The organism is Micromonospora sp. NPDC049051 (genome assembly GCF_043197575.1).
Classification (GTDB): domain Bacteria; phylum Actinomycetota; class Actinomycetes; order Mycobacteriales; family Micromonosporaceae; genus Micromonospora.
Map to the genome: position 1 here is coordinate 169,427 of NZ_JBICTL010000002.1, position 21,419 is coordinate 190,845.

At 73.6% G+C, this 21,419-nt stretch carries 21 protein-coding genes and 1 pseudogene; 8 read left to right on the forward strand and 14 right to left on the reverse strand.

Annotated features, from left to right (window positions below; translation table 11 throughout):
* Positions 1-17: 17 nt before the first annotated feature.
* Positions 18-650: a phosphatidylinositol phosphate synthase gene (pgsA, locus tag ACGFIR_RS08070; protein WP_393005870.1), complete on the reverse strand. Its 633-nt coding sequence runs from the start codon at positions 648-650 to the stop codon at positions 18-20.
* Positions 651-902: 252 nt separating this feature from the next.
* On the opposite strand from pgsA, the gene ACGFIR_RS08075 reads away from it, so the two are divergent.
* Entirely contained in the window at positions 903-3,065 is a 2,163-nt protein-coding gene (locus ACGFIR_RS08075; protein ID WP_393005872.1) for an elongation factor G-like protein EF-G2, read from the forward strand.
* A gap of 247 nt (positions 3,066-3,312) precedes the next feature.
* Here the strand turns inward: ACGFIR_RS08075 and ACGFIR_RS08080 are convergent, their stop codons facing one another.
* Entirely contained in the window at positions 3,313-4,371 is a 1,059-nt protein-coding gene (locus ACGFIR_RS08080) for an aldo/keto reductase (RefSeq protein ID WP_393005874.1), read from the reverse strand.
* Between the two features lie 246 nt (positions 4,372-4,617).
* Positions 4,618-5,130 (reverse strand): HIT family protein, encoded by a 513-nt coding sequence (locus ACGFIR_RS08085; RefSeq protein ID WP_393006312.1) that lies wholly within the window; start codon positions 5,128-5,130, stop codon positions 4,618-4,620.
* A 222-nt stretch (positions 5,131-5,352) separates the two neighbouring features.
* On the opposite strand from ACGFIR_RS08085, the gene ACGFIR_RS08090 reads away from it, so the two are divergent.
* The gene (locus tag ACGFIR_RS08090) at positions 5,353-6,090 is read left to right on the forward strand and encodes a D-Ala-D-Ala carboxypeptidase family metallohydrolase (protein WP_393005876.1); all 738 of its coding nucleotides are present in this window, start codon (positions 5,353-5,355) and stop codon (positions 6,088-6,090) included.
* Between the two features lie 61 nt (positions 6,091-6,151).
* On the opposite strand, the gene thrS is transcribed toward ACGFIR_RS08090, so the two are convergent.
* Positions 6,152-8,161 carry a threonine--tRNA ligase gene (thrS, locus tag ACGFIR_RS08095; protein ID WP_393005878.1) on the reverse strand — a complete coding sequence of 670 codons (2,010 nt, stop codon included), beginning with the start codon at positions 8,159-8,161 and terminating at the stop codon, positions 6,152-6,154.
* A gap of 237 nt (positions 8,162-8,398) precedes the next feature.
* Here thrS and ACGFIR_RS08100 point away from each other — a divergent pair.
* Positions 8,399-8,869 (forward strand): annotated as a pseudogene (locus ACGFIR_RS08100) (DUF1775 domain-containing protein); the annotation flags it as partial.
* 326 nt (positions 8,870-9,195) lie between these two features.
* On the opposite strand, the gene ACGFIR_RS08105 reads toward ACGFIR_RS08100, so the two are convergent.
* On the reverse strand, positions 9,196-10,116 hold the full coding sequence (locus ACGFIR_RS08105) for an ADP-ribosylglycohydrolase family protein (RefSeq protein WP_393005880.1): 921 nt from the start codon (positions 10,114-10,116) through the stop codon (positions 9,196-9,198).
* 74 nt (positions 10,117-10,190) lie between these two features.
* On the opposite strand from ACGFIR_RS08105, the gene ACGFIR_RS08110 reads away from it, so the two are divergent.
* Together ACGFIR_RS08110 and ACGFIR_RS08115 are read left to right on the forward strand one after the other, a co-directional pair.
* Positions 10,191-10,880, forward strand: a complete 690-nt coding sequence (locus tag ACGFIR_RS08110; RefSeq protein ID WP_089001050.1) for a response regulator transcription factor — start codon at positions 10,191-10,193, stop codon at positions 10,878-10,880.
* A gap of 29 nt (positions 10,881-10,909) precedes the next feature.
* Complete coding sequence (locus ACGFIR_RS08115) at positions 10,910-12,298, forward strand: ATP-binding protein (protein ID WP_393143887.1); 1,389 nt, start codon at positions 10,910-10,912, stop codon at positions 12,296-12,298.
* Between the two features lie 257 nt (positions 12,299-12,555).
* On the opposite strand, the gene ACGFIR_RS08120 is transcribed toward ACGFIR_RS08115, so the two are convergent.
* Together ACGFIR_RS08120 and ACGFIR_RS08125 are read right to left on the reverse strand one after the other, a co-directional pair.
* Positions 12,556-13,581: an adenosine deaminase gene (locus ACGFIR_RS08120; protein WP_393143889.1), complete on the reverse strand. Its 1,026-nt coding sequence runs from the start codon at positions 13,579-13,581 to the stop codon at positions 12,556-12,558.
* On the reverse strand, positions 13,578-14,372 hold the full coding sequence (locus tag ACGFIR_RS08125) for a trans-aconitate 2-methyltransferase (protein ID WP_393143891.1): 795 nt from the start codon (positions 14,370-14,372) through the stop codon (positions 13,578-13,580). Before ACGFIR_RS08125 ends, ACGFIR_RS08120 begins: the two co-directional genes overlap by 4 nt.
* Positions 14,373-14,570: 198 nt before the next feature.
* Here ACGFIR_RS08125 and ACGFIR_RS08130 point away from each other — a divergent pair, with 198 nt between their 5' ends.
* The gene (locus ACGFIR_RS08130) at positions 14,571-14,765 is read left to right on the forward strand and encodes a hypothetical protein (protein ID WP_393005888.1); all 195 of its coding nucleotides are present in this window, start codon (positions 14,571-14,573) and stop codon (positions 14,763-14,765) included.
* A 110-nt stretch (positions 14,766-14,875) separates the two neighbouring features.
* Here the strand turns inward: ACGFIR_RS08130 and ACGFIR_RS08135 are convergent, their stop codons facing one another.
* The 7 genes from ACGFIR_RS08135 to ACGFIR_RS08165 all read right to left on the reverse strand — a co-directional run bounded on the left by ACGFIR_RS08135 (position 14,876) and on the right by ACGFIR_RS08165 (position 19,758).
* Positions 14,876-15,079 carry a cold-shock protein gene (locus ACGFIR_RS08135; protein ID WP_007075740.1) on the reverse strand — a complete coding sequence of 68 codons (204 nt, stop codon included), beginning with the start codon at positions 15,077-15,079 and terminating at the stop codon, positions 14,876-14,878.
* Positions 15,080-15,371: 292 nt separating this feature from the next.
* The gene (locus ACGFIR_RS08140) at positions 15,372-15,644 is read right to left on the reverse strand and encodes a DUF4235 domain-containing protein (RefSeq protein WP_393005890.1); all 273 of its coding nucleotides are present in this window, start codon (positions 15,642-15,644) and stop codon (positions 15,372-15,374) included.
* The gene (locus ACGFIR_RS08145) at positions 15,641-15,991 is read right to left on the reverse strand and encodes a DUF3618 domain-containing protein (protein WP_393005892.1); all 351 of its coding nucleotides are present in this window, start codon (positions 15,989-15,991) and stop codon (positions 15,641-15,643) included. The genes ACGFIR_RS08140 and ACGFIR_RS08145 overlap by 4 nt, the downstream gene beginning before the upstream one ends.
* Positions 15,988-16,422, reverse strand: a complete 435-nt coding sequence (locus ACGFIR_RS08150) for a phage holin family protein (RefSeq protein WP_393005894.1) — start codon at positions 16,420-16,422, stop codon at positions 15,988-15,990. The genes ACGFIR_RS08145 and ACGFIR_RS08150 overlap by 4 nt, the downstream gene beginning before the upstream one ends.
* A 663-nt stretch (positions 16,423-17,085) precedes the next feature.
* Positions 17,086-18,282 (reverse strand): mechanosensitive ion channel family protein, encoded by a 1,197-nt coding sequence (locus ACGFIR_RS08155; RefSeq protein ID WP_393143893.1) that lies wholly within the window; start codon positions 18,280-18,282, stop codon positions 17,086-17,088.
* An 80-nt stretch (positions 18,283-18,362) separates the two neighbouring features.
* Positions 18,363-19,184, reverse strand: a complete 822-nt coding sequence (locus ACGFIR_RS08160) for a DUF1206 domain-containing protein (protein WP_393005898.1) — start codon at positions 19,182-19,184, stop codon at positions 18,363-18,365.
* Positions 19,185-19,392: 208 nt separating this feature from the next.
* Positions 19,393-19,758 carry a hypothetical protein gene (locus ACGFIR_RS08165; protein WP_393005900.1) on the reverse strand — a complete coding sequence of 122 codons (366 nt, stop codon included), beginning with the start codon at positions 19,756-19,758 and terminating at the stop codon, positions 19,393-19,395.
* A 90-nt stretch (positions 19,759-19,848) separates the two neighbouring features.
* Between ACGFIR_RS08165 and ACGFIR_RS08170 the strand changes: the two genes are divergently transcribed.
* Entirely contained in the window at positions 19,849-21,075 is a 1,227-nt protein-coding gene (locus ACGFIR_RS08170; RefSeq protein ID WP_393143895.1) for a cysteine desulfurase-like protein, read from the forward strand.
* Entirely contained in the window at positions 21,072-21,359 is a 288-nt protein-coding gene (locus ACGFIR_RS08175) for a GNAT family N-acetyltransferase (RefSeq protein ID WP_393005904.1), read from the forward strand. The genes ACGFIR_RS08170 and ACGFIR_RS08175 overlap by 4 nt, the downstream gene beginning before the upstream one ends.
* Positions 21,360-21,419 lie beyond the last annotated feature (60 nt).

The window sequence follows — 21,419 nt, forward strand, 5'->3', positions numbered from 1 at the left end:
ACCGGCGGGTGTGGCGCTCATCCCTGCCCGCCCGGGGTGTGCACCCGTTGGGCCTGGCGGTACACGTGCGCCATCCGCTGGCCCACGGTGAAGATCGACACGGCGGCGAGCAGCCACAGCGCGATCTCCAGCGCGGGCTTGACGTTGAAGCCGGTGAGCAGCCCGCCGACACCGACGATGAGCAGCCGCTCGGTGCGCTCGGCGATGCCCACGTTGCAGGTCATGCCGAGGCCCTCGGCGCGGGCCTTCACGTAGGAGACCAGCCCGCCGGCGGCCAGGCAGAGCAGCGCGGCGGCGACACCGGAATAGTTGTGCTGGGTCGCCAGCCAGTACGCGACCGCGCCGAAGACGGCGCTGTCGGCGACGCGGTCCATGCTCGAGTCGAGGAACGCCCCGAACTTCGTGGAGCCCCCGCTCATCCGGGCCATCGTCCCGTCGAGCAGGTCGGTGAGCGCGAAGAAGGTGACTATCAGGGCCCCGGCGACCAGATGACCGCGGGCACCGAAGCCGAGCGCGCCGACGAGCACCCCGAGGGTGCCCGCCACGGTGACCGCGTTGGGAGTTACGCCCGCACGGAGCAGGCGGCGTGCGACCGGCTCGACGACACGGGTCATCCCCGCGCGGGCCGACACTTGGAAGATCTTCGCCATGGCGGTCCCACGATAACGGTCCGCGTAGCGGCAGCGGTACGGCCGGTCAGGCGACCCGCGGGAACGGAGCCTTGTGCCGGCTCCGGATCGGGTGTGAGATCGAGCCAGGGACGTGAGCCAGCTCACCCACCCGCCCGTTGATTACCCGCGATCCTGCACCGCACCGGAGGATGTCGCCGCGGAACCCGACCGGGCCGCTTCCCCGTCGCGCGCGGCGGTCGCCACCAACCACGGCTGAGGGAGGTGCGCCGCATGGCGCAGAAGAGTCAGGAGAAGGGGGCCGCCGGTGGCGCGCCGGTGGTGACCGAGCCCGGCAGGATCCGCAACGTGGTGCTCGTCGGGCACTCGGGAGCGGGCAAGACGACGCTGGTCGAGGCGCTGCTCGCCGCCAGCGGCACCATCGACCGGGCCGGTGCCGTCGCCGACGGCACCACCGTCTGCGACCACGACCCGGCGGCCGTACGCCAGCAGCGCTCGGTGAGCCTGGCCTGCGCGCCGCTGCTGCACGACGGCATCAAGGTCAACCTGCTCGACACCCCCGGCTACGCCGACTTCGTCGGCGAGTTGCGGGCGGGGCTGCGGGCCGCCGACGCGGCGCTGTTCGTGGTCTCCGCCGTCGACGGGATGGACGCCGCCACCGCCGCCCTCTGGGAGGAGTGCGCGGCGGTCGACATGCCCCGGGCGGTGGCCGTGGCCCGGCTGGACCACCCGCGCGCCGACTTCGACGAGGCCGTGGCACTGTGCCAGCGGGTCTTCGGCGACAACGTGCTGCCGCTCTACCTGCCGATGCTCGGCGACGACGGGGTCTCCACCGTCGGCCTGCTCGGCCTGATCACCCGCCGGGTCTTCGACTACACCGCCGGCCTGCCCGCCGACGTACGCGAGCCGGATCCGGAGCACCTGCCCGCCATCGTCGAGTCCCGCAACGAGCTGATCGAGGGGATCATCGCCGAGAGCGAGGACGAGTCCCTGATGGACCGCTACCTCGACGGGGAGGAGATTGGCACCGACGTGCTGGTCGACGACCTGGAGAAGGCGGTCGCCCGCGGCCACTTCTACCCGGTGGTGCCGGTCTGCGCCGAGACCGGCGTGGGGCTGGACGTGCTGCTGGAGGTGCTCACCGCCGGCTTCCCCTCGCCGCTGGAGCACGAGCTGCCCGCCGTCGCGGGGGTGGACGGCTCCCCCCGGCCGCCGCTGACCTGCGACCCGGACGGCCCGCTGGTCGCCGAGGTGGTCAAGACGACCGTGGACCGGCACGTCGGGCGGGTCTCCCTGGTACGCGTCTTCTCCGGCACGCTGCGTCCCGAGCAGACCGTGCACGTCTCCGGGCACGGGATGGCCGAACGGGGCCACCCCGACCACGACGCCGACGAACGGGTCGGCCACATCTACACGCCGCTCGGCGCGGCCCTGCGCGAGGTGGGGGTGTGCGTGGCCGGCGACATCTGCGCGCTCACCAAGTCGGGCAGCGCGGAGACCGGCGACACCATCTCCGCCAAGGACGACCCGCTGCTGATCGCCCCCTGGGAGATGCCCGAGCCGCTGCTGCCGGTGGCCGTCGCCGCCCACAGCCGCGCCGACGAGGACGCCCTCGCGCGCAACCTGGCCCGCCTGGTCGCCGGCGACCCCACGATGCGGCTGGAGCGCAACCCGGAGACCCGCCAGCTGGTGCTCTGGTGCATGGGCGAGGCACACGCCGACGTGGTGCTGGAGCGCCTGCGCGCCGGCGGCGTGCAGCTGGACACCGAGCCGGTCCGGGTCGCGCTGCGCGAGACGCTGACCGTGCCCGCGAAGGGGCACGGCCGGCACGTGAAGCAGTCCGGCGGCCACGGCCAGTACGCCGTCTGCGACATCGAGGTCGAGCCGCTGCCGCCCGGCGCCGGTTTCGAGTTTGCCGACCGGGTGGTCGGCGGGGCGGTGCCGCACAACTACATCCCCTCCGTCGAGAAGGGCGTACGCGCCCAGATGGAGCGCGGCCTGGTCGCCGGCCACCCGGTGGTGGACCTGCGGGTGACCCTCGTCGACGGCAAGGCGCACAGCGTCGACTCCTCCGACGCGGCCTTCCAGACCGCCGGCGCCCTGGCCCTGCGCGACGCCGCCGAGAAGGGCCAGCCGGCGTTGCTGGAGCCGGTGGACGAGGTGGTGATCCGGGTGCCCGACTCCTCCGTGGGCGCGGTGATGGGCGACCTGTCCGGCCGGCGGGGCCGGGTGCTCGGCACCGAGGCCGACCCCGAGGCCGAGGGACGCAGCGTCGTCCGCGCCGAGGTGCCCGCCACGGAACTGCTGCGCTACGCCGTCGAGCTGCGCTCGATGACCTCGGGCACGGGCACGTTCCGCCGCCATTTCGTCCGCTACGACCCGATGCCCACCCACCTGGCCGACCAACTCCGCAATCCCCCGGCCTCCCACCCCTGACCCCACTCCCCCACCCCTGACCCCGTTCCCCGCCCGCCCTCGCCCTGCCCCTCCGCCCCGCCCCCTCCGACCCCGTCGATCATGCAGCTGTGGTGCCCCGCGAAAGGTGCAGGTCAGGGCACATCGGCCACCACAACCGCTTGATCGACCCCTGCGGGGAGGGCGGGCAGGGTGGGAGGGCGGGAGAGGGGGCAGGCGGGCTGGGTGGGTGGGGTGTGGGGCCGGAGGGGCGGCGTCAGGGGCCGGGTCAGGGGCGGGCGGTGGGAGGGCCGGGGGTCGGCCAGTGGGGGCGGTCCGCGTCGCGCAGGGCGGCCGACCGCAGCGCCGCCAACTGGCGTTCCACCTCGGCGAACTGGTCGGCCGACAGCGGGCCCAGGCGCAGCGCGCCGGCGTTCTCCGTCACCTGGGCCACCGTGCGGCAGCCGGGAATCGGGACCGTACGCTCGCTGCGCGCCCAGAGCCACCCCAGCGCGCCCTGCGCGAGGGTACGCCCGTCGGCGGTCAACGCCGCCCGTACGGCGGCGACCCGGCGCAGCCACTCCGGCGCCGGCCGGCCGCCCCGGAACCACTCCAGCCAGCCGGGGGCGACCCCGCGTACGTCGTCGCGGGGCAGCGTGGAGCCGGCCGTGTACTTGCCGGAGAGCAGCCCCATCCCCAGCGGCCCCCGGTTGACGCTGGCCAGGTCGTACTTGTCGCAGACGGCGAGCAGCTCGGGGGCGTCCCGGAGCACCGACAGCGTGTGCTGCACGGCGGTGGCGTGCCGGGCCCCCAGGCCGAACGCGGCGGCCCGGTCGGGGCGGTCGGTGCTCCAGCCGTACGCCCGGATCAGCCCCTCGTCGACCAGCTCCTCCAGGGTGCCCACGAGCGCCTCGGCCCGGGGCACCGGCAGGTCCGCCAGGTGCAGCTGGTAGAGGTCGATCCGGTCGGTGCCCAGCCGGCGCAGCGAGTGCACGACGGCCTGCCGCAGGTACGCCGGGGAGGCGTCCTCGCCGGTGGCCTGGCGGGCGGCCTCGTCGAAGGTGTAGCCCCACTTGGTGGCGATCACGGCCTCGTCGCGCCGGCCGGCGAGGGCCCGCCCGAGGACCCGCTCGCCGTGCCCGGCCCCGTACGTGTCGGCGGTGTCGAAGAGCGTCACCCCGAGGTCGAGCGCGTGCCGGATCGCGCGGACCGACTCGTCGTCGTCGACCGCGCCCCAGCCCAGCGGCTGGCTGCCCTCGGCCCAGGGGCCGCCGATCGCCCAGCACCCCATGCCGAGGGCGCTGACCTCGATGCCGCTGCGGCCCAACGTCCGCGTGGTCACTGCCATCGACAGATCGTGTCACCTCGCGCCCGGAACCGGGCGTGAAGTTCACCGCTGACACGACCGCCCGCACCGCCGATCGCCCCGGGAGCCGGAAGCGGGAGGTCCGGAGGCGGAACCCGGGAGGCGGAGCGGGCGGAGGCGGAAGCCGGAGCGGGCGGGAGGCGGAAGCCGGAGCGGGCGGGAGGCGGAAGCCGGAGCGGGCGGGAGGCGGAAGCCGAAGCGGGCGGGAGGCGGGAGCGGCCCGGTGCGTCAGGTCGGCCAGGCCCGGGTGAACAGGTCACGGGTGTCGGTGAGCAGTTGCGGCAGGACCTTCGTCCGCCCGATCACGGGCATGAAGTTGGCGTCCCCGCCCCAGCGGGGCACCACGTGCTGGTGCAGGTGCGCGGCGATCCCCGCGCCGGCCACGCCGCCCTGGTTCATGCCCAGGTTGAACCCGTGGGCGTTGCTCACCTTGCGCACCACCCGCATGGCGGTCTGGGTGAACGCCGCCAGCTCGGTGGTCTCGGCCAGGTCCAGCTCGGTGTAGTCGGCCACGTGCCGGTAGGGGCAGACCAGCAGGTGACCGGGGTTGTAGGGATAGAGGTTGAGCACCGCGAACACGTGCTCGCCCCGGGCCACCATCAGGCTCCGCTCCGGCGGCAGCCCCGGCGCCTGGCAGAACGGGCAGCCGGCGGGCCGCTCGTAGCCGCCCTCGGGCCGGTCCTCCCCGGAGATGTAGGTCATCCGGTGCGGTGTCCAGAGCCGCTCCAGGCCGTCGGCCATGCCGCTGTCCGCGTGCCGTTCCACCCCTGTCACGCCACCGATCCTACGTTCCCGGCGGATGCGGCTCCCCGACGCCGTACGCCGGCCCGCTCCCGACCCCTGTCGGCCTGCGGGGCATGGCCGGCATTGAGGGGGATAAATAGGGGGTGAAAGTTCTTGACGAAGTCATAGCCACGAATGAAGAATCCATCCAAATATCATCACCCGTCGATGGGAGCCACTGTGAGAACTGCATTCCGTCGGATCGGCCGGGCGCTGGCCGCCTGTACCCTCGCCGCAGTCACCGCCCTCGTCGGGGTGACGGCGACGAGCAGCCCGGCGTACGCCGACGGCTGCTACACCTGGGGACGCGCCCTGACACAGGGAATGACGGGCGAGGACGTCCGGCAGTTGCAGATCCGGCTCGCCGGCTACCCGGGATACGGCGGGATCCTCGCCATCGACGGGTCGTTCGGTCCGGCCACCCGCTCGGCCCTCATCCGCTTCCAGCAGGCGTACGGCCTGAGCGCCGACGGCGCCGCCGGCCCGCAGACCTTCAGCAAGCTGTACGCGCTGCAGGACGACGACTGCACCCCGGTCAACTTCAGCTACGCGGAGCTGAACCGGTGCAACAGCACCTGGTCCGGCGGCGCGGTCTCCGCGAGCACCGCCAAGTTCAACGCGCTGGTGTCCATGTGGAAGCTCCAGGCCATGCGCAAGGCCCTCGGCAGCGTGTCGATCAACATCAGCAGCGGCTTCCGCAGCTACTCCTGCAACAGCGCGGTCGGTGGCGCCTCCAACAGCCGCCACCTCTACGGTGACGGCGTCGACCTGGTCGGGTCGCCCTCGTTCTGCCGGCTCGCCCAGCAGGCCCGCTACCACGGCTTCGGCAACATCCTCGGCCCCGGCTACCCGGGTCACAACGACCACACCCACGTCGGGGCGACCGGCGGCTGGTCCGCGCCGACCTGCGGGATCTGACACCCGACGACCTGTCGACGAAGGCCCCCCGCGTCGCGGGGGGCCTTCGGTGCGTAACGGGTCAGGCGGCGGACGGGCCGGCATTCGTCCGGGAGCGGACCACGTCGAGCACGTGGGCCACGGCGTCGGCGACCGGCACCCCGTTGCGCTGCGAGCCGTCCCGGTAGCGGAACGAGACGGTGCCGGCGGCCACGTCGTCGTCGCCGGCGATCACCATGAACGGGACCTTCTGCTGCTGGGCGGTGCGGATCTTCTTCTGCATCCGGTCGTCGCCCGCGTCGACCTGGGCACGCACACCCTCGGCCCGCAGGGCGGCCACGAAGTCGTGCAGGTAGTCGGTGTGGTCCTCGCGGATCGGGATGCCGACGACCTGCACCGGGGCCAGCCAAGCCGGGAACGCGCCCGCGTAGTGCTCGGTGAGCACGCCCACGAAGCGCTCGATCGAGCCGAACTTCGCGCAGTGGATCATGACCGGCTGCTGCCGGGTGCCGTCGGCCGCCTGGTACTCCAGCCCGAAGCCCTTCGGCTGGTTGAAGTCGTACTGGATGGTGGACATCTGCCAGGTACGGCCGATCGCGTCCTTCGCCTGCACGGAGATCTTCGGGCCGTAGAAGGCCGCGCCGCCCGGGTCCGGCACGAGGTCCAGCCCGGTCTCCCGGGCGCACTCCTCCAGCACGGCGGTCGCCGTCGCCCAGTCCTCCTCCGTGCCGACGAACTTCTCCGGCTTGGACTCGTCGCGGGTCGACAGCTCCAGGTAGAAGTCGTCGATGCCGAAGTCCTTCAGCAGGCCGAGCACGAAGTTCAGCAGGTGCTTCACCTCACCCGGCGCCTGCTCCTTCGTGCAGTACGAGTGCGAGTCGTCCTGCGTGAAGCCGCGAACCCGGGTCAGCCCGTGGATGACGCCGGACTTCTCGTACCGGTACACCGACCCGAACTCGAACAGCCGCATCGGCAGCTCCCGGTAGGAGCGCCCGCGCGAGCGGAAGATCAGGTTGTGCATCGGGCAGTTCATCGCCTTGAGGTAGTAGTCCGCGCCCTCGAACTCGATGGGCGGGAACATCCCGTCGGCGTAGTACGGCAGGTGACCCGAGGTGTGGAAGAGACCTTCCTTCGAGATGTGTGGGGTCCCGACGTACTGGAAGCCCTCCTCGATGTGGCGGGCCCGGACGTAGTCCTCCATCTCCCGCTTGATCACGCCACCCTTGGGGTGGAAGACCGGCAGGCCCGAGCCGATCTCGTCGGGGAAGCTGAACAGGTCCAGGTCCGCGCCGAGCTTGCGGTGGTCGCGCCGGGCGGCCTCCTCCAGCAGCTTCAGGTACGCCTTCAGCTCGTCGCGGGTCGGCCAGGCGGTGCCGTAGACCCGCTGGAGCTGCGGGTTCTTCTCCGAGCCCCGCCAGTACGCGGCGGCCGAACGCATCAGCTTGAACGCGCCGATGAGCCGGGTGTTCGGCAGGTGCGGGCCCCGGCACAGGTCCGACCAGCAGACCTTGTCCTCGTTGGCGGCGAGGTTGTCGTAGATGGTCAGCTCGCCGCCGCCCACCTCCATCACCTCGGAGGTGTCCAGCCCCTCGCCCTTGACGTCGATGAGCTCCAGCTTGAACGGCTCGGCGGCCAGCTCGGCCTTCGCCTCGTCGAGGCTGCCGAAGCGCCGGCGACGGAACCGCTGACCGGACTTGACGATCTCCTGCATCCGCTTCTCGAGCTTGCCGAGGTCGTCGGGCTGGAACGGCTTGTCGACGGCGAAGTCGTAGTAGAAGCCGTTCTCGATGGGCGGGCCGATGCCGAGCTTGGCGTCGGGGAAGACGTCCTGCACGGCCTGGGCGAGCACGTGTGCGGTGGAGTGCCGCAGCACGTCGAGCCCGTCCGGCGAGTCGAGACTGACGGGCTCGACCTCGGTGTCGACCTGCGGGGCCCAGTCCAGGTCGCGCAGCTGGCCCTGCGGGTCGCGGACCACCACGATCGCCTTCGGGCCGGACGCGGGCAGACCGGCTGCGGCCACCGCGTCGGCCGCCGTCGTCCCGGCGGCGACGACGACGGGGTCGGCCACGGCGGGGGTACGGGGTGCGGACACGGTGACTCCTCCAGCAGACGACACGGATGACGCCGAAAGTTCGGCTCCTGCGATGCTATCGGTCGCCGCCGCCGGCACGGTCGCCGACGCCACCGCCCCCGGATCCGTGGGACGGGCCTCGGGCGCGGTTGCGCTGGCCGCCGCGTTGAACCTTTGCGTCGTCGCATCCGAACTACCGGTTGTATGGCCGGAACCGTGCCGGCCCCGTGGAGACGGATGGGACCGACGATGGCGACGATGCACGGTGTGCGCTCCCGGCGCCGGGCCGGGGCGGTGGCCGTCCTGGTGGCGGCCGGGGTGCTGACCTGGCCCGCCCCCGCGTACGCGGCCGACGTGACGACCAGCCCGACGCAGGCACGCCAGGGCGGTGCGGTGAAGCTGGAGTTCGTGGTGCCCGACGAGCTGCCGGGCGCCCGCGCCGAGCGGATCGAGATCCGGCTGCCGACCGACACCCCGATCGCCGAGGTCTATCCGATGTCGGTGACCGGCTGGGCGCCCCGGATCACCTCCCGCGCGCTCGACCAGCCGCTCACCGGCATCCACTCCTCGCGGGTCGACCAGGTCACCAGCGCGGTGACCTGGATCCGGATGCCCGGGACACCCCCCGGCCCGGCCCGGCTCACCCTCTCCATGGGCCCACTGCCACAGGCCGACCGGCTCACCTTCGAGGTGCTGCGGACGTACGCCGACGGCACAATCGTGCGCTGGGCCGGCCCGACCGGAGCCCGCCGGGCCCCCACACTCACCCTGCTGCCAGCGGTCCCCGACGCGGCGGCCGGGCACGCCGGCCACGCCGTACCGGGCGGGGCGGCCGGGCATGCCGGGGTACCGGGCGGGGCGGCCGGTGCGTCGTCGGACGGGGCCGGGCCCGCCGCGGGGCCCCTGACCACGGGCGGCGCAGTCGACGGCGGGAACGCCGACGGGATGCTGGCCGCCGGGCTGCTCGCCGGGCTCGGCGGGGGCGCGGCGATCGGCTGGCTGGTCAGCCGCTGGCGCCGCCGCGACCCGACCGGGCCGGTCGACGGGGTCGCGGGTCAGCCGGCCCAGTCCGGCAGGGGCTCGCGGGCGGCCAGCCAGTCGGTCGGCACCCCGCCCGGGGTGCCGACGCCGGTGTGCGCGGCCACCACCGACCCGACGATCGCGGCGGTGGTGTCGACGTCGCCGCCGGCCGCCACGCAGGCACGGACCGCCGCCGGGTAGTCGTCCAGGTGCACGGCGGCCACCCAGCAGGTGAAGGCGACGGTGTCCTGCGCCGTGACCCGGGAGCCGTTGCCGAGCACCTCGGCGGCCTCGCGGACCGGCCGGTCGAGCAGGCGGGCCGCCCGGCGTACGCCCTGGTGCACCTCGGTGGTCGGGTCCAGCGCGGCGGTCACACCGGCCAGCAGCCGGTCCGGGGCGGGCCGGTGGCCGTCGAGGCGGGCGCGGGCGGCCAGCGAGGCGGCCACCGCCACCGCCACCGCGCCGGCGATGCCCTCCGGGTGCGCGTGGGTCACCTCGGCCGACGCCCTGGCCTGCGCCGCCGCCCGCCCGGTGGAGTCGGCGAACCACGCGCCCAGCGGGCCGACCCGCATCGCCGCGCCGTTGCCGCAGGAGCCCTGCCCGTCGAAGGCCGAGGCGGCCGCCACCGGCCACGGCGTGCCGGTGCGGATCAGCCGCAGGATCGTCACGGCCCCCGGCCCGTACCCCCGGTAGGGCTCGCAGCGCTCGGCGAAGGCCGCGGCGAGGGCGTCCCGCTCGATCCGGCCGGTCTCGGCGAGGGCCGCGACCACCGAACAGGCCATCTCGGTGTCGTCGGTCCACTGCCACGGCGGTGGGGGCAGCTTCCCGGCGGCCAGGTCGGCCGGGTGCCGGCCGGGTACGAAGAACTGCGAACCGAGCGCGTCGCCGACCGACAGGCCGGCGAGCGAGTCCCGGGCCAAGGCGAGACGGGTGTCGGGAAAGAGCGTGAAGGACATCGTTGTGCCAGCTTGCCCTGTTGCCGCGAGTGCCGCAAACGCGATCAACTTGCCACCGCGAGTACGGTCTTGCTGTGGCCACCGTGCTCCTGGTCGAAGACGATCACGTCGTACGCGGCGCGATGCTGCGATCCCTCGCCGACCGGGGGCACGCCGTACACGCCGTCGGTACGGCGCTGGACGCGCTGCGCCGGGTGGCGGCCGAGACCCCCGATCTCGTGGTGCTCGACCTCGGGCTGCCCGACCTCGACGGCTCCGACGCGCTGCGGATGCTGCGCGGCATCACCGACGTGCCGATCATCATCGCCACCGCCCGCGACGACGAGCAGTCCGTGGTGCGGCTGCTGCGCGCCGGCGCCGACGACTACATGGTCAAGCCGTTCACCGGCGCGCACCTCGACGCGCGGATCACCACGGTGCTGCGACGGGCCGGGCGGGCCAGCCGGACCGTGCAGCCGGCCGTGCACAGCGTCGGCGGGCTGCGGGTGGACGTCGGCGAGCGCAGCGCCCACCTCGACGGCGAACCGCTGGCGCTGACCCGCAAGGAATTCGACCTGCTGGCCTATCTCGCCGCGCGGCCGGGCCGGGTAGTGTCCCGCCGGGAACTTCTGGAGGAGGTATGGCGGCAGCCATCGGTCGGCGAGGACCAGACCATCGACGTTCACCTTTACTGGCTGCGCCGCAAAATGGGCGAGTCCGCGGCGAAGCCGCGCTACCTGCGCACCGTGCGGGGGGTCGGCTTCCGGTTGGTGGCGCCGGACTGAGGCCGACGCTGGCCCTGCTCACGGCCGGCATGTGCGCCCTCGTCGCGCTCGCGTTCCTCGTCCCGCTCGCCCTCGGTCTGGCGGACCGGGCGCGCGAGAAGGCCATCGCCGACGCGGCCCGGCGCAGCGCGCTGGTGACCGGCGCGCTCGCCGTCAGCACCGACCCCGCCGTGGTGCAGCGTGCCGTGGCGGCCAGCGGCGACGACCCGGTCACCCGGCCGGTCGTGCACGGGCTGGGCGTGGACGGGTCGGCGGGCCGGGCCGACGCCGGGAGCCTGGAGCGGGCGCGCTCCGAGCGGCGCTCCGTGGTCGTCGACGTCGAGGGCGGCGTGCTCCGGCTCGACCCGGTGGTGCTCGGCGACACCACGGCCGTGGTCGAGGTCTTCGTACCGGACTCGGAACTGGGCGGCAACAGCCGGTGGCCGCTGCTGCTCGGGGTGGCCGCCGCCCTGGTGGGCGCGGCGGTGCTGGTGGTGGACCGGGTCGCCGCCCGCGCGGTCGACTCGGCCCGGGGCCTGGTCCGGGCGGCGCTCGCGATCGGCGACGGCGACCAGGGCGTACGCGTCGATCCGAGCGGCCCGCGCGAACTGGCCGAGGCCGGGTACGCCTTCAACCGGATGGCCGACCGCCTGGACGCCGCCCGGACCGACGAGCGGGAACTGGTCGCCGACCTGTCGCACCGGCTGCGTACCCCGCTGACGGTGCTGCGGCTGGACGCCGAGGCGCTGGAGTCCGACGACACCAGCGTGGGCTCGTTCAGCGAGGCGGAGCTGGACCGCCGCCGTGGCATCCGACGGATCCGGCAGGCGATCGTCACCCTCGAGGGCGAGATCGACGTGCTGATCAAGACCACCCGCAAGGCCGTGGCGCACGAGGCGGGGCCGGCGATGTGCGACGTCAGCGAGGTGGTCCGGGACCGGATGGTGTTCTGGGCCGCCCTGGCCGGCGACCAGAACCGCCCGCACCGGGTGAGCGGCGCGCAGCTGCGCATTCCCGCACCGGTGCCCCGGGCCGAGCTGGCCGCCGCCCTGGACGCGGTCATCGGCAACGTCTTCCGGTACACCCCGCAGGGCACCGCGTTCGAGGTGGCGGTCTCCCGCCGCGACGGGTACGTGGCCATCCGGATCGACGACGCCGGCCCGGGGATCGCCAACCCGGACCGGGCCCTGCGCCGGGGCGCCAGCGACCAGGGCTCGACCGGGCTCGGGCTGGACATCGCCAGGCGGGTGGCGTTGCAGGCGAACGGCTCGGTGAGCATCGACCGGGCCCGGCTGGGCGGGGCGAGCGTGGTGATGCTGCTCGCCGATCCGGAGGCGACGCCCCGGCAGGTCAGCCGCTTCGGCCTGGTCGGCCGGATGGCCCGGGAGCAGAAGACCGGCGGCCGGAAGTGGCCCCGCCAGCGGCCCGTCGACGACTGACCCGCCCGACCCGGCCCCAGCCTGACGCCGCGCGGCACCGCCCGGATCGGCGGCCGGTTGTGCGGTGGCGCAAGTCTTCCTTAGATCGGGATTAACCGCGGTGCCGGAGCGGGCCCACGCTGACAGGATCGGATCCGAACCCATCAGTTCCACCGGTCAATGCCTCGGGGCACCCCACCGGCCGGTGGAGCCGGGCGCGCGGCGGGAGACTCTGGTCCCCCCACACCTCCTCCCGCCGCGCGCCGCTCCTCCTCCGCTCAGCGGGTGGCGGCGGCCAGATGGGCGTCGATCTCGGCGATGATCCGCCGCTTGCCCGCCAGATCCAGGAACGAAGCGGTCACCGCGTCGCGCGCCAGCGCGGCCAGCTCCTGCGGGCCCGCGTCGAGCAGCCGGGCCGCGACGGCGTACTCGTCGTTGAGGGTGGTGCCGAACATCGGCGGGTCGTCGGAGTTGATGGTGACCAGCAGGCCGGCCTCGACCAGTTGCCGCAGCGGGTGCTCCTCGATGCTGGCGACCGCCCGGGTACGCACGTTGGAGGTGGGGCACACCTCCAGGCAGATCCGGTGCTCGGCGAGGTGGGCCAGCAGCTGCGGGTCCCGCGCGGCGGAGATGCCGTGGCCGATCCGCTCCGCGCCGAGGTCGCGCAGCGCGTCCCAGACGGTCTCGGGGCCGGTGGTCTCGCCGGCGTGCGGCACCGAGCGCAGCCCCGCCGCCCGGGCCCGGTCGAAGTACGGCTTGAACTGCGGCCGGGGCACCCCGATCTCGGGCCCGCCCAGGCCGAAGCTGATCAGCCCGTCGGGGCGCTCCTCCAGCGAGATGCGCAGCGTCTCCTCGGCCGCCGCCAGGCCGGCCTCGCCAGGGATGTCGAAGCACCAGCGCAGCTCGATGCCGAAGTCCGCCTCCGCCCGCTTGCGGGCGTCCTCGATGGCCTCGCAGAAGGCGGGCGCGGGGATCCCCCGGTGCACGTGCGAGTAGGGCGTGACGGTCAGCTCGGCGTAGCGGACCTGCTGGCGGGCCAGCTCGCGGGCGACCTCGTGGGTGAGCAGCCAGACGTCCTCCTGGTCGCGGATCAGGTCCACGACGCTCAGGTAGACCTCGATGAAGTGCGCGAAGTCGCGGAAGGCGAAGTAGTCGGCGAGGGCGGCCGGATCCGCGGGCACGGGGCTGCGGCCCTCGTGGCGGGCGGCCAGCTCGGCGACGATGCGGGGCGAGGCGGAGCCGACGTGGTGCACGTGCAGCTCCACCTTGGGCAGTCCGGCGATGAAGGTTTGCAGGTCGGTCAAAGGTTCTCCTCTGCACGGGCGCCGGTACGGGCGACGAAGAAGACGCGGCGGAACGGGAAGTGCACCTGAGCGTGCCGCACCGGGTACGCCTCGGCGAGGCGTACGCCCAGCTCGGCGCGGAAGCCGGACCAGCGATCGGCGTCCAGGGCCGCGCGGACCGGCCGGAGCGCGGTGCCCTCCAGCCAGCTCAGCACGGGATGGTCCGCCTCGGCGCGGGCCGGCAGCAGATGCACGTAGGTAGTCTCCCAGGCGTCCACCACGCAGCCGGCACCGGTCAGCAGCTCGGCGTAACCGACGGCGGTGTCGTCGGCCGGGGGTCGACGCAGCAGCGGGGCGACGTCGGCGCGCCACGCCGGCCGGTCGGCGACCTCACGCAGCGCCCGGTGCGACGGCGCGTCGAAGTTCCCCGGCACCTGCACGGCCAGCCAGGCCCCGGCGGGCAGCTCCCGGGCCCAGCGGGTGAGCAGCTCCCGGTGACCGGGCACCCACTGGAGCACGGCGTTGCTGACCACGACGTCGGTGTCGGGTCCCGGCCGCCAGTGCCGGACGTCGCCGACGGCGAAGGTGACCCCGCGGACGGTGGCGGCCTGCGCGATCATCTCCGGTGAGGAGTCGAGGCCGGCGATCCGGCTGCCCGGCCACCGCGCGGCGAGGGTCGCGGTCAGGTTGCCGGGGCCGCAGCCGAGGTCGACGACGGTACGCGGTCGCTCGGCGGGGACCCGGGCGAGCAGCTCGTGGAAGGGCCGGGAGCGCTCGTCGCCGTAGCGCAGGTACGTCGTCGGATCCCACATCACTGCCTCCCAAACCGTACGTCCGTCTTGTTGACCGTACGGCCCGTCGCGTGACCGGACAAGCCCGATCACTAGGCTCGGTCCCATGCAACAGCGCACCCTCCCGGGCGGAGGTCCACGACCGGCCGGTCCGCCCGGGGGCGTACGACCGGCGGCGACCCGGGCTGCCGGGACGGGAATCGACGGAGGGGGATCGCGATGAAGGGCTGGCTGTCGCTGACCCTCGGCCTGCTAGCCGTGGTCGGCGGTGCGGTGTGGACGGTGCAGGGCCTCGGCTACGTCCAGGGCAGCGTGATGACCGACCGGCGGATCTGGGCCGTGCTGGGGCCCGTCGTCCTCCTGGTCGGGCTGGTCGTGCTCTGGTCCGGGCTGCGCGCCCGCAGGCGCCGCTGACGGCGCGTCCGGAAACGCGGAAAGCCCCGCATCCCGGGCGGGATACGGGGCTTCGCTGTGACCCGGGCGCCGGATCACAGCAGTGGCCGGCGGCTGCCGACCGGCACTGCTCAGATGGGGCGGACCTGCTCGGCCTGCGGACCCTTCTGACCCTGGGCGATCTCGAACTCCACCCGCTGGTTCTCCTCCAGCGTGCGGTAGCCGCTGGTCTGGATGGCCGAGAAGTGGACGAACACGTCAGCACCCCCGCCGTCGACGGTGATGAAGCCGAAGCCCTTGTCTGCGTTGAACCACTTCACGGTTCCCTGCGCCATGTGTATCTCCTTCTAAAACTGGCGGCCGAGCACGCCGTGCGGCCGATTGGCCGTTTTCGAGCAGCGGTGCCTGAGGCGGCCCCCCACGAAGGAGACTTCACTCAACCCACGCCATCTCTCAACAGCGTGGAACAGCAAACCACGTAGCGAAAACTCTGCACAGCCTACCGGACGAATTTCTTCGACATGTGACCTGACGGATGCCGAAGATCCGCTGGGTGGGCCCTTGCCCCCGTGCGAAAAGCCCCCCGCGCCATCGCGGCGGCGCGGGGGGCTTTTCGTCGTCGTCGGCTCAGTCCGGCCAGCTTCCGGTGAACCGGCGTACGCCCACCGCGCCACCCCGGTCGACGGCGGCCCGGACGACCGCGAAGATGGCGCCCTGCAACGCCGCCGCCGCCAGGATCTCGCCCCAGCCGCGGTCCTCGTCGGTGGCGCTGGGCGCCTCGCCGTCGCCCGCCGTCACCTTCCACACCTGCCGGAAGATCGCGCCCGCGACCGCACCGGCGGCGATGCCCATCAGCACGCCCACCGGCTTGTACGCGGCCTTACCGATGCCCCTGCTCACCGCTGCCTCCCCCGAACGATCATCATCACGATCACGGCGGCCACCGCGCCGGCCGCCAGGGCGACGAACGGCGTCGGGTTACGCCGTACGACCGCGCCCTTCTCCTGCGCCTGGCCCCGCGCGAGCTGCGCCCTCTGCGCCGCCTGCCCACGCACCCGGGCCACGGTCTGCGCCGCCTGGTCCCGCATCCGCTCCTTCGCCTGGTCGGCGGAGGACCTCAACCGCGCCTTGACGTCGGCCTTGGCCGCCAACGCCTCCATCGTCTCGCCCAACTCGACCCGGGTCCGCCGGATCTCCTCCCGCAGCGCCTCGGTGTCGCCGCTGCCCCGGCCGTTGCCCGTCGTCATGCCCGTCCCCTGTCCTTCACGGCGGCGGTGACCGTGTCCACGTCCGCCCGGACGCTACGGACCGCGGCCTGCGGCACCGGTGGGACCGCCTGGCTGACCTGCTTCTTGCCCACCAGGGCCAGGACGCCGGCCATCGCGAAGAGCACCACCGCGACGATCAGGGCCGCGGCCCAGGCCGGGAGCACCAGGTCGAGCAGCAGGATCGCAGTGGCGACCAGGGCGCCCAGACCGTAGAGCGCCAGCGCCCCGCCACCGCCGAAGAGGCCGATGCCGATGCCGGCGTGCTTGCCCTTCTGGGTCAGCTCCGCCCGGGCCAGGGCCAGTTCGTCACGGACCAGACGGGAGACCTGCTCCGTGGCCCGCTGCACCAGCTCGGCGGTGGACGGCTCGCTCCCGTTGCGGGATGTGCGGGCGTTCGCCACGTCAGCCATGCTGTCCTCCTTTCATCATCACCGCGCTGTATGCCCGGAGTCGCCGCCCGTCAATCCTTCGCCCAGCGGTCGGTACGCCCGGACCGCCGGGTCCCCGAGCCGCCGCACGGCGCGGAAGAAGGTACAGAAGCGTCGCGCAGCAGGTCCCCACGAAACGCCCGGTCAAACTTCCCGAGCCACCGCACACCGCCCGCCCGCCCCACGCGCCCCACCCTTCCCCGCGGTGCTGGTCTGCGCCCGGGTCGGCCGGTGCGGGTCTCCACCTCTCCCTCCCACCCCTCCAACGCCCCCACCCCTCCCAGGTCACGACCCCACCCCGCGCCCCCACCCCGCCCCGCCCCCACCCCCGCTGGGTCATCATGCAGTTGCGGTGGGCGCTATACGAGCAATGCCCCTTTTGCTGGGCACCGCAACTGCGTGATCGACGCCGGCGTTGAGCGCGGGCTCCGTAGCGCGGGAGTGGGGTGGTTCGGAGACGGTGAAGCCCTCCGGACGCGTAGGACCGGAGGGCTCCACGGGGGGCGTGGGACGCCGGGACGCCTGGGCGCGGGACGCCGGGGCGCTGGGGGCGGGCGCGGGACGCCGGGACGCCGAGGGCGGGGCGCCGGGACGCGGGACGCTGGGGCGTGGGCGCGGGGCGCCGGGGCGCGGGAGGTGGGTGGGTCAGCGGCGGGAGTCGGCGGGCTCGTCGGGGCCGACGAAGGCCTCGCTGCGGGCGTCGCCGTCGTCGCTGCCGCCGAAGACCCGGGCGTCGTCGGGCACCTCGGCGTCGGTGAGCCGACGCACCGGCCGGCGCGGGCGTACCCACTGCCATGCCAGGTTGCTCTCCGCGTCGCCGATCTCGGTACGCATCCGGGGCATCGCCATCGGCCGGTGGTCCCGGATCCAGGCGACCAGGTGCTCACGGACCAGGCAACGCAGATCCCACAGGCTGCCGGCGTCGGCGGCGCTGACCAGGGCGCGCACCTTGATCGTCCCGCCGGTCGCGTCGGTCACCTGGAGTACGCAGACCCGGCCGTCCCACAGCTCGGTGCCCTCGACGAGCCGGCGCAGCTCCTCGCGCATGGCCTGCACCGGGACCGCCCAGTCGACGTCGAACTCGGCGGTACCCAGCACCGCCGCCTCCGTGCGGGTCCAGTTCTGGAACGGCTTGCTGGTGAAGTACGAGGTGGGCAGGATCAGCCGCCGGTCGTCCCAGATCTGCACGACCACGTAGCTGAGCGTCAACTCCTCGATGCGGCCCCACTCCCCCTCGACCACCACCACGTCGTCGAGGCGGACCGCGTCGCTGAACGCGAGTTGGAGGCCGGCGAACACGTTGCCCAGCAGGCTCTGCGCGGCCAGCGCGGCGACCACACCGACCACACCGGCACTGGTCAGCACCCCGGCGCCGATGCCGCGTACGGCCGGGAAGGTCATCAGCATCACGCCGACCGCCAGCACGACGATCACCGCGATCGTCAACCGGCGCAGCATGACCACCTGGGTCCGTACCCGCCGCGCGTGCCGGTTGTCCGGCACGTCCACCCGGAACCGGGCCAGCGCGGTGTCCTCCGCCACCACGAGCAGCGAGGCGACCAGCCAGGCGACGCTGGCGATCACGCCGAGCACCAGCAGGTGCAGCAGCACCTGGCGCCACTGCTCGCCGACCGCGTAGCCGGTGCTGAACCGCACGGCGAACTGGACGGCGACGACGGTGGCGGCGACCTGGATCGACCGGTGCGCGTGATCGGTGAGCTCGGTCAACAGCAGTGAGCGCCGGCCGACCCGCCGGATCAGGCGGTGCGCGACCTCGACCGCGAACAGGGCGATCGCCGCCGCGGCGAGCGCGGCGACGATCGTCCCGAGGTAGCTCTGCACAGGCTCTTTCCTCCTTGGCGCCGGGCACGTGCTTCGGACAAAGGCCCAATGGTGCCCGGCGACGCCGAAATCGACCAGGCTCAGACCTTGCGATACCGGGACTGGAGGAAGCAGAACAGGCCGAAGGCGGCGATACCGAGCGCCACCAGGGTGAGCAGGATCTGGCCGTACGCCTGGTCGCGCAGCGTCCGCAGCGCCGCGTCCAGGCCGCGGGCCTTCTCCGGGTCGTAGTTGACGGCGGCCAGGATGATCAGCAGGCCGGAGATGCCGTACGCGACGCCCTTGGAGATGTAGCCGGCCATGCCGAGCCGGCGGGTGAGCTGCCGCGTCTTGGCGTCCATCTCGCCGGTCTTGAGGTGCTTCTCGAAGCGCTTGATCAGCCCGTAGATCACCAGGCCGACGCCGATCGCGGCGAGGCCGAGCCCGGCGAGGCCGACCAGCCAGCGGCCGCCGGAGGACTCCATGAGCTTGCCGGTCAGCGCCTCCTGCTGGTCGGCGCTGTTGGAGCCGGCGTCCCTGAAGACCTTGACGGCCGTCCAGGCGAAGTAGAGGTAGACGACGGTGCGTCCCACCGAGGCGATCCGCTCCCAGACGCGCTCCTTGCCACGCTCGGCGCGGTGCCCGACGGCCGCCTCCAGCGCCTGCCAGATCGCCATGGCGAACAGGCCGATCGCGATGGTGATGACGAGGAACTTGCCCAGCGGCTGCTGGGCGAGGGTACGCAGCGCGCCGGACTGGTCGCCGTCGTCGCCGGGCTTGCCGAACGCGATCTGCAACGCCAGCCAGGCGAAGAGGAGGTGGACGATGCCGTAGCCGATGAAACCGACTCTTGCCAACAGTTCGAGCCACCTGCTGTTCGCCGTACGGGAGGCGGTGGCTTCAGCGTTCCGGGTGAGTGACATGGCGCCACAATCACCGAATACGAAGATTTCCAAACGTCGGCCACGGGCCCTGCGGGGCACCACACCCGCGCCACGCCCCGCCACCCCCGGCGCAAGCACGATCGTCGACGGTTGACCTGCTCGATCAGCGGCGTGTCGAGCAGCTCAACCGCCAACGTCGGGCGGGGCGGGCGGGGCGGGCGGGCGCGGGAGGGGCGGGGGGGGTGGGTCAGTTGCCGGGGTTGCGGGAGACGCGGATCTTGACCTCCTGGTTGGTGACGCTGTCCAGGGTCACCGCGAAGCCGCCGACCTCGGTGGCCTGCTGGCCCGTCGTCAGCGACAGCTGCTCGCCGGCGATCTCGACGGTCACCTGGTCGTCCTGCGCGCCGATGAGCTTGGCCTCCACGCCGAGGATGTTGGCGCTGGCGTTCACGCCCCGGTCGAAGGTGACCGTGCAGGCGTCCAGGCCGCAGTCGGTGCTGGCGCCCTCGGAGCTGCAACCGGCGAGCACGGCGACGCCGAGCGCCAGGCCGGCCAGCAGGCCGGCGGCCCGGCGGGTGGGGGTCAGCGGGAAGGCAACACGTCGATTCGTCACCCCGCCAAGGGTACGAGACGCCGACCACCGCGGCAGGACGTGAACATCCGCACAGGTGAGCGCCCACAGCGCAGGACTAGGGTCCCGGGCATGCCGTTCGACATCGCCCGCATCCGGGCCGCGTACCCCGCCCTCGCCGAGGGCTTCGTCCACCTCGACGGTGCCGGGGGCACCCAGACCGCCGGCCCGGTCGTCGACGCGACCGCCGCCGCCATGCGCGCGGCGATGGGCAACCGCAGCGCCGCCTTCGCGCCCGGCCGGCGGTCGCTGGAACTGGTGGCCGCCGCCCGCTCGGCCGTGGCGGACCTGCTCGGCGCCGAGGCTGACGGGGTGGTGCTGGGCCCGAGCGCCACGGCGCTGACGTACACCCTGGCCCGGACCCTGGGTGCGCGGTGGCGCCCCGGGGACGAGGTCGTGGTCTCGCGGCTCGACCACGACGCGAACGTACGCCCGTGGGTGCAGGCGGCCGAGGCGGCCGGCGCGACGGTGCGCTGGGCCGAGTTCGACCGGGACACCGCGGAGCTGCCGGCGGAGCGCTACGCGCAGCTGGTCGGCGAGCGGACCCGCGTCGTCGCGGTGACCGCGGGCAGCAACGCCACCGGCACCGTCCCGGACGTGCCGGCGATCGCCGCCATCGCGCACGCCGCCGGGGCGCTGGTCTGCGTCGACGGGGTGCACTCGGTGCCGCACGGCCCCACCGACGTCGCCGCGCTGGGCGCCGACTTCCTGGTCACCAGCGCCTACAAGTGGTCGGGGCCGCACCTGGGCGCGATGGTGGCCGCGCCCGCGACGTGGGAGCGGCTGCGCCCGGCGAAGCTGCTGCCCTCCTCCGACGCGGTGCCGGAACGCTTCGAGTACGGCACCCCGAGCTTCCCCCTGCTGGCCGGGGTGGCCGCCGCCGTAGAGCACCTGGCCGGGCTGGACCCGACGGCCACCGGCAGCCGGCGCGAACGGCTGGTCGCCGGGTTGAGCGCCGCGCGGGCGTACGAGGAGACGCTGTTGGAGCGGCTGCTCGCGGGGCTGGCCGTACTGCCCGGGGTCACGGTGCTCGGCTCCCCCGCCCGGCGCTGCCCGACGGTGTCCTTCCGGCTGGCCGGGCTCTCGCCGCAGCGGACCCAGGAGGAGCTGGGCGCGGCCGGGCTCTGCCTCTCCGCCGGCGACTACTACGCGTACGAGTACTTCCAGGCGATGGGGCTGCGCGACAGCGGCGGGGCGGTGCGCGCCAGCCTCTACCACTACAACACGGTCGAGGAGGTGGACCGGTTGCTCGGCGAACTGGACCGGCTCGCCGCCGGCGGAGGCAGAATGGCCGGGTGAGCACCCTGGTCGAGGACAACCCCGCCAAGCGCCGGTTCGAGATCCTGGTCGACGACGCGCTGGCCGGATTCACCGCGTACCTGCCGCGCGGCGAGGTGCTGGTCTTCACCCACACCGAAGTCGACCCGAAGTTCCAGAACATGGGCGTCGGCGCGGCCCTGGTCCGGGGCACCCTCGACCAGCTCCGCGAGCGGGGCGCGACGGTGGTGCCGCGCTGCCCGTTCATGGCGGCCTTCATCGACCGCCACCTCGAGTACGCCGATCTGGTCACCCCCGAGCCGTGACCCGGGGGCGCCGGGCACTCCGGCGGCCCCCGCGTGGAGATGTCACGGGCAGCCCGGGGG

Excerpts from the sequence above, each read along its gene's own strand:
- ACGFIR_RS08160 (WP_393005898.1), bottom strand. The coding sequence starts at position 19,184 with ATGTCACTCACCCGGAACGCTGAAGCCACCGCCTCCCGTACGGCGAAC.
- ACGFIR_RS08130 (WP_393005888.1), top strand. The coding sequence starts at position 14,571 with ATGAAGGGCTGGCTGTCGCTGACCCTCGGCCTGCTAGCCGTGGTCGGC.
- ACGFIR_RS08105 (WP_393005880.1), bottom strand. The coding sequence starts at position 10,116 with ATGTCCTTCACGCTCTTTCCCGACACCCGTCTCGCCTTGGCCCGGGAC.
- ACGFIR_RS08145 (WP_393005892.1), bottom strand. The coding sequence starts at position 15,991 with ATGACGACGGGCAACGGCCGGGGCAGCGGCGACACCGAGGCGCTGCGG.
- pgsA (WP_393005870.1), bottom strand. The coding sequence starts at position 650 with ATGGCGAAGATCTTCCAAGTGTCGGCCCGCGCGGGGATGACCCGTGTC.
- ACGFIR_RS08125 (WP_393143891.1), bottom strand. The coding sequence starts at position 14,372 with ATGTGGGATCCGACGACGTACCTGCGCTACGGCGACGAGCGCTCCCGG.
- ACGFIR_RS08135 (WP_007075740.1), bottom strand. The coding sequence starts at position 15,079 with ATGGCGCAGGGAACCGTGAAGTGGTTCAACGCAGACAAGGGCTTCGGC.
- ACGFIR_RS08075 (WP_393005872.1), top strand. The coding sequence starts at position 903 with ATGGCGCAGAAGAGTCAGGAGAAGGGGGCCGCCGGTGGCGCGCCGGTG.
- ACGFIR_RS08115 (WP_393143887.1), top strand. The coding sequence starts at position 10,910 with ATGTGCGCCCTCGTCGCGCTCGCGTTCCTCGTCCCGCTCGCCCTCGGT.
- ACGFIR_RS08170 (WP_393143895.1), top strand. The coding sequence starts at position 19,849 with ATGCCGTTCGACATCGCCCGCATCCGGGCCGCGTACCCCGCCCTCGCC.
- ACGFIR_RS08085 (WP_393006312.1), bottom strand. The coding sequence starts at position 5,130 with ATGGCCGACGGCCTGGAGCGGCTCTGGACACCGCACCGGATGACCTAC.
- ACGFIR_RS08080 (WP_393005874.1), bottom strand. The coding sequence starts at position 4,371 with ATGGCAGTGACCACGCGGACGTTGGGCCGCAGCGGCATCGAGGTCAGC.
- ACGFIR_RS08150 (WP_393005894.1), bottom strand. The coding sequence starts at position 16,422 with ATGGCTGACGTGGCGAACGCCCGCACATCCCGCAACGGGAGCGAGCCG.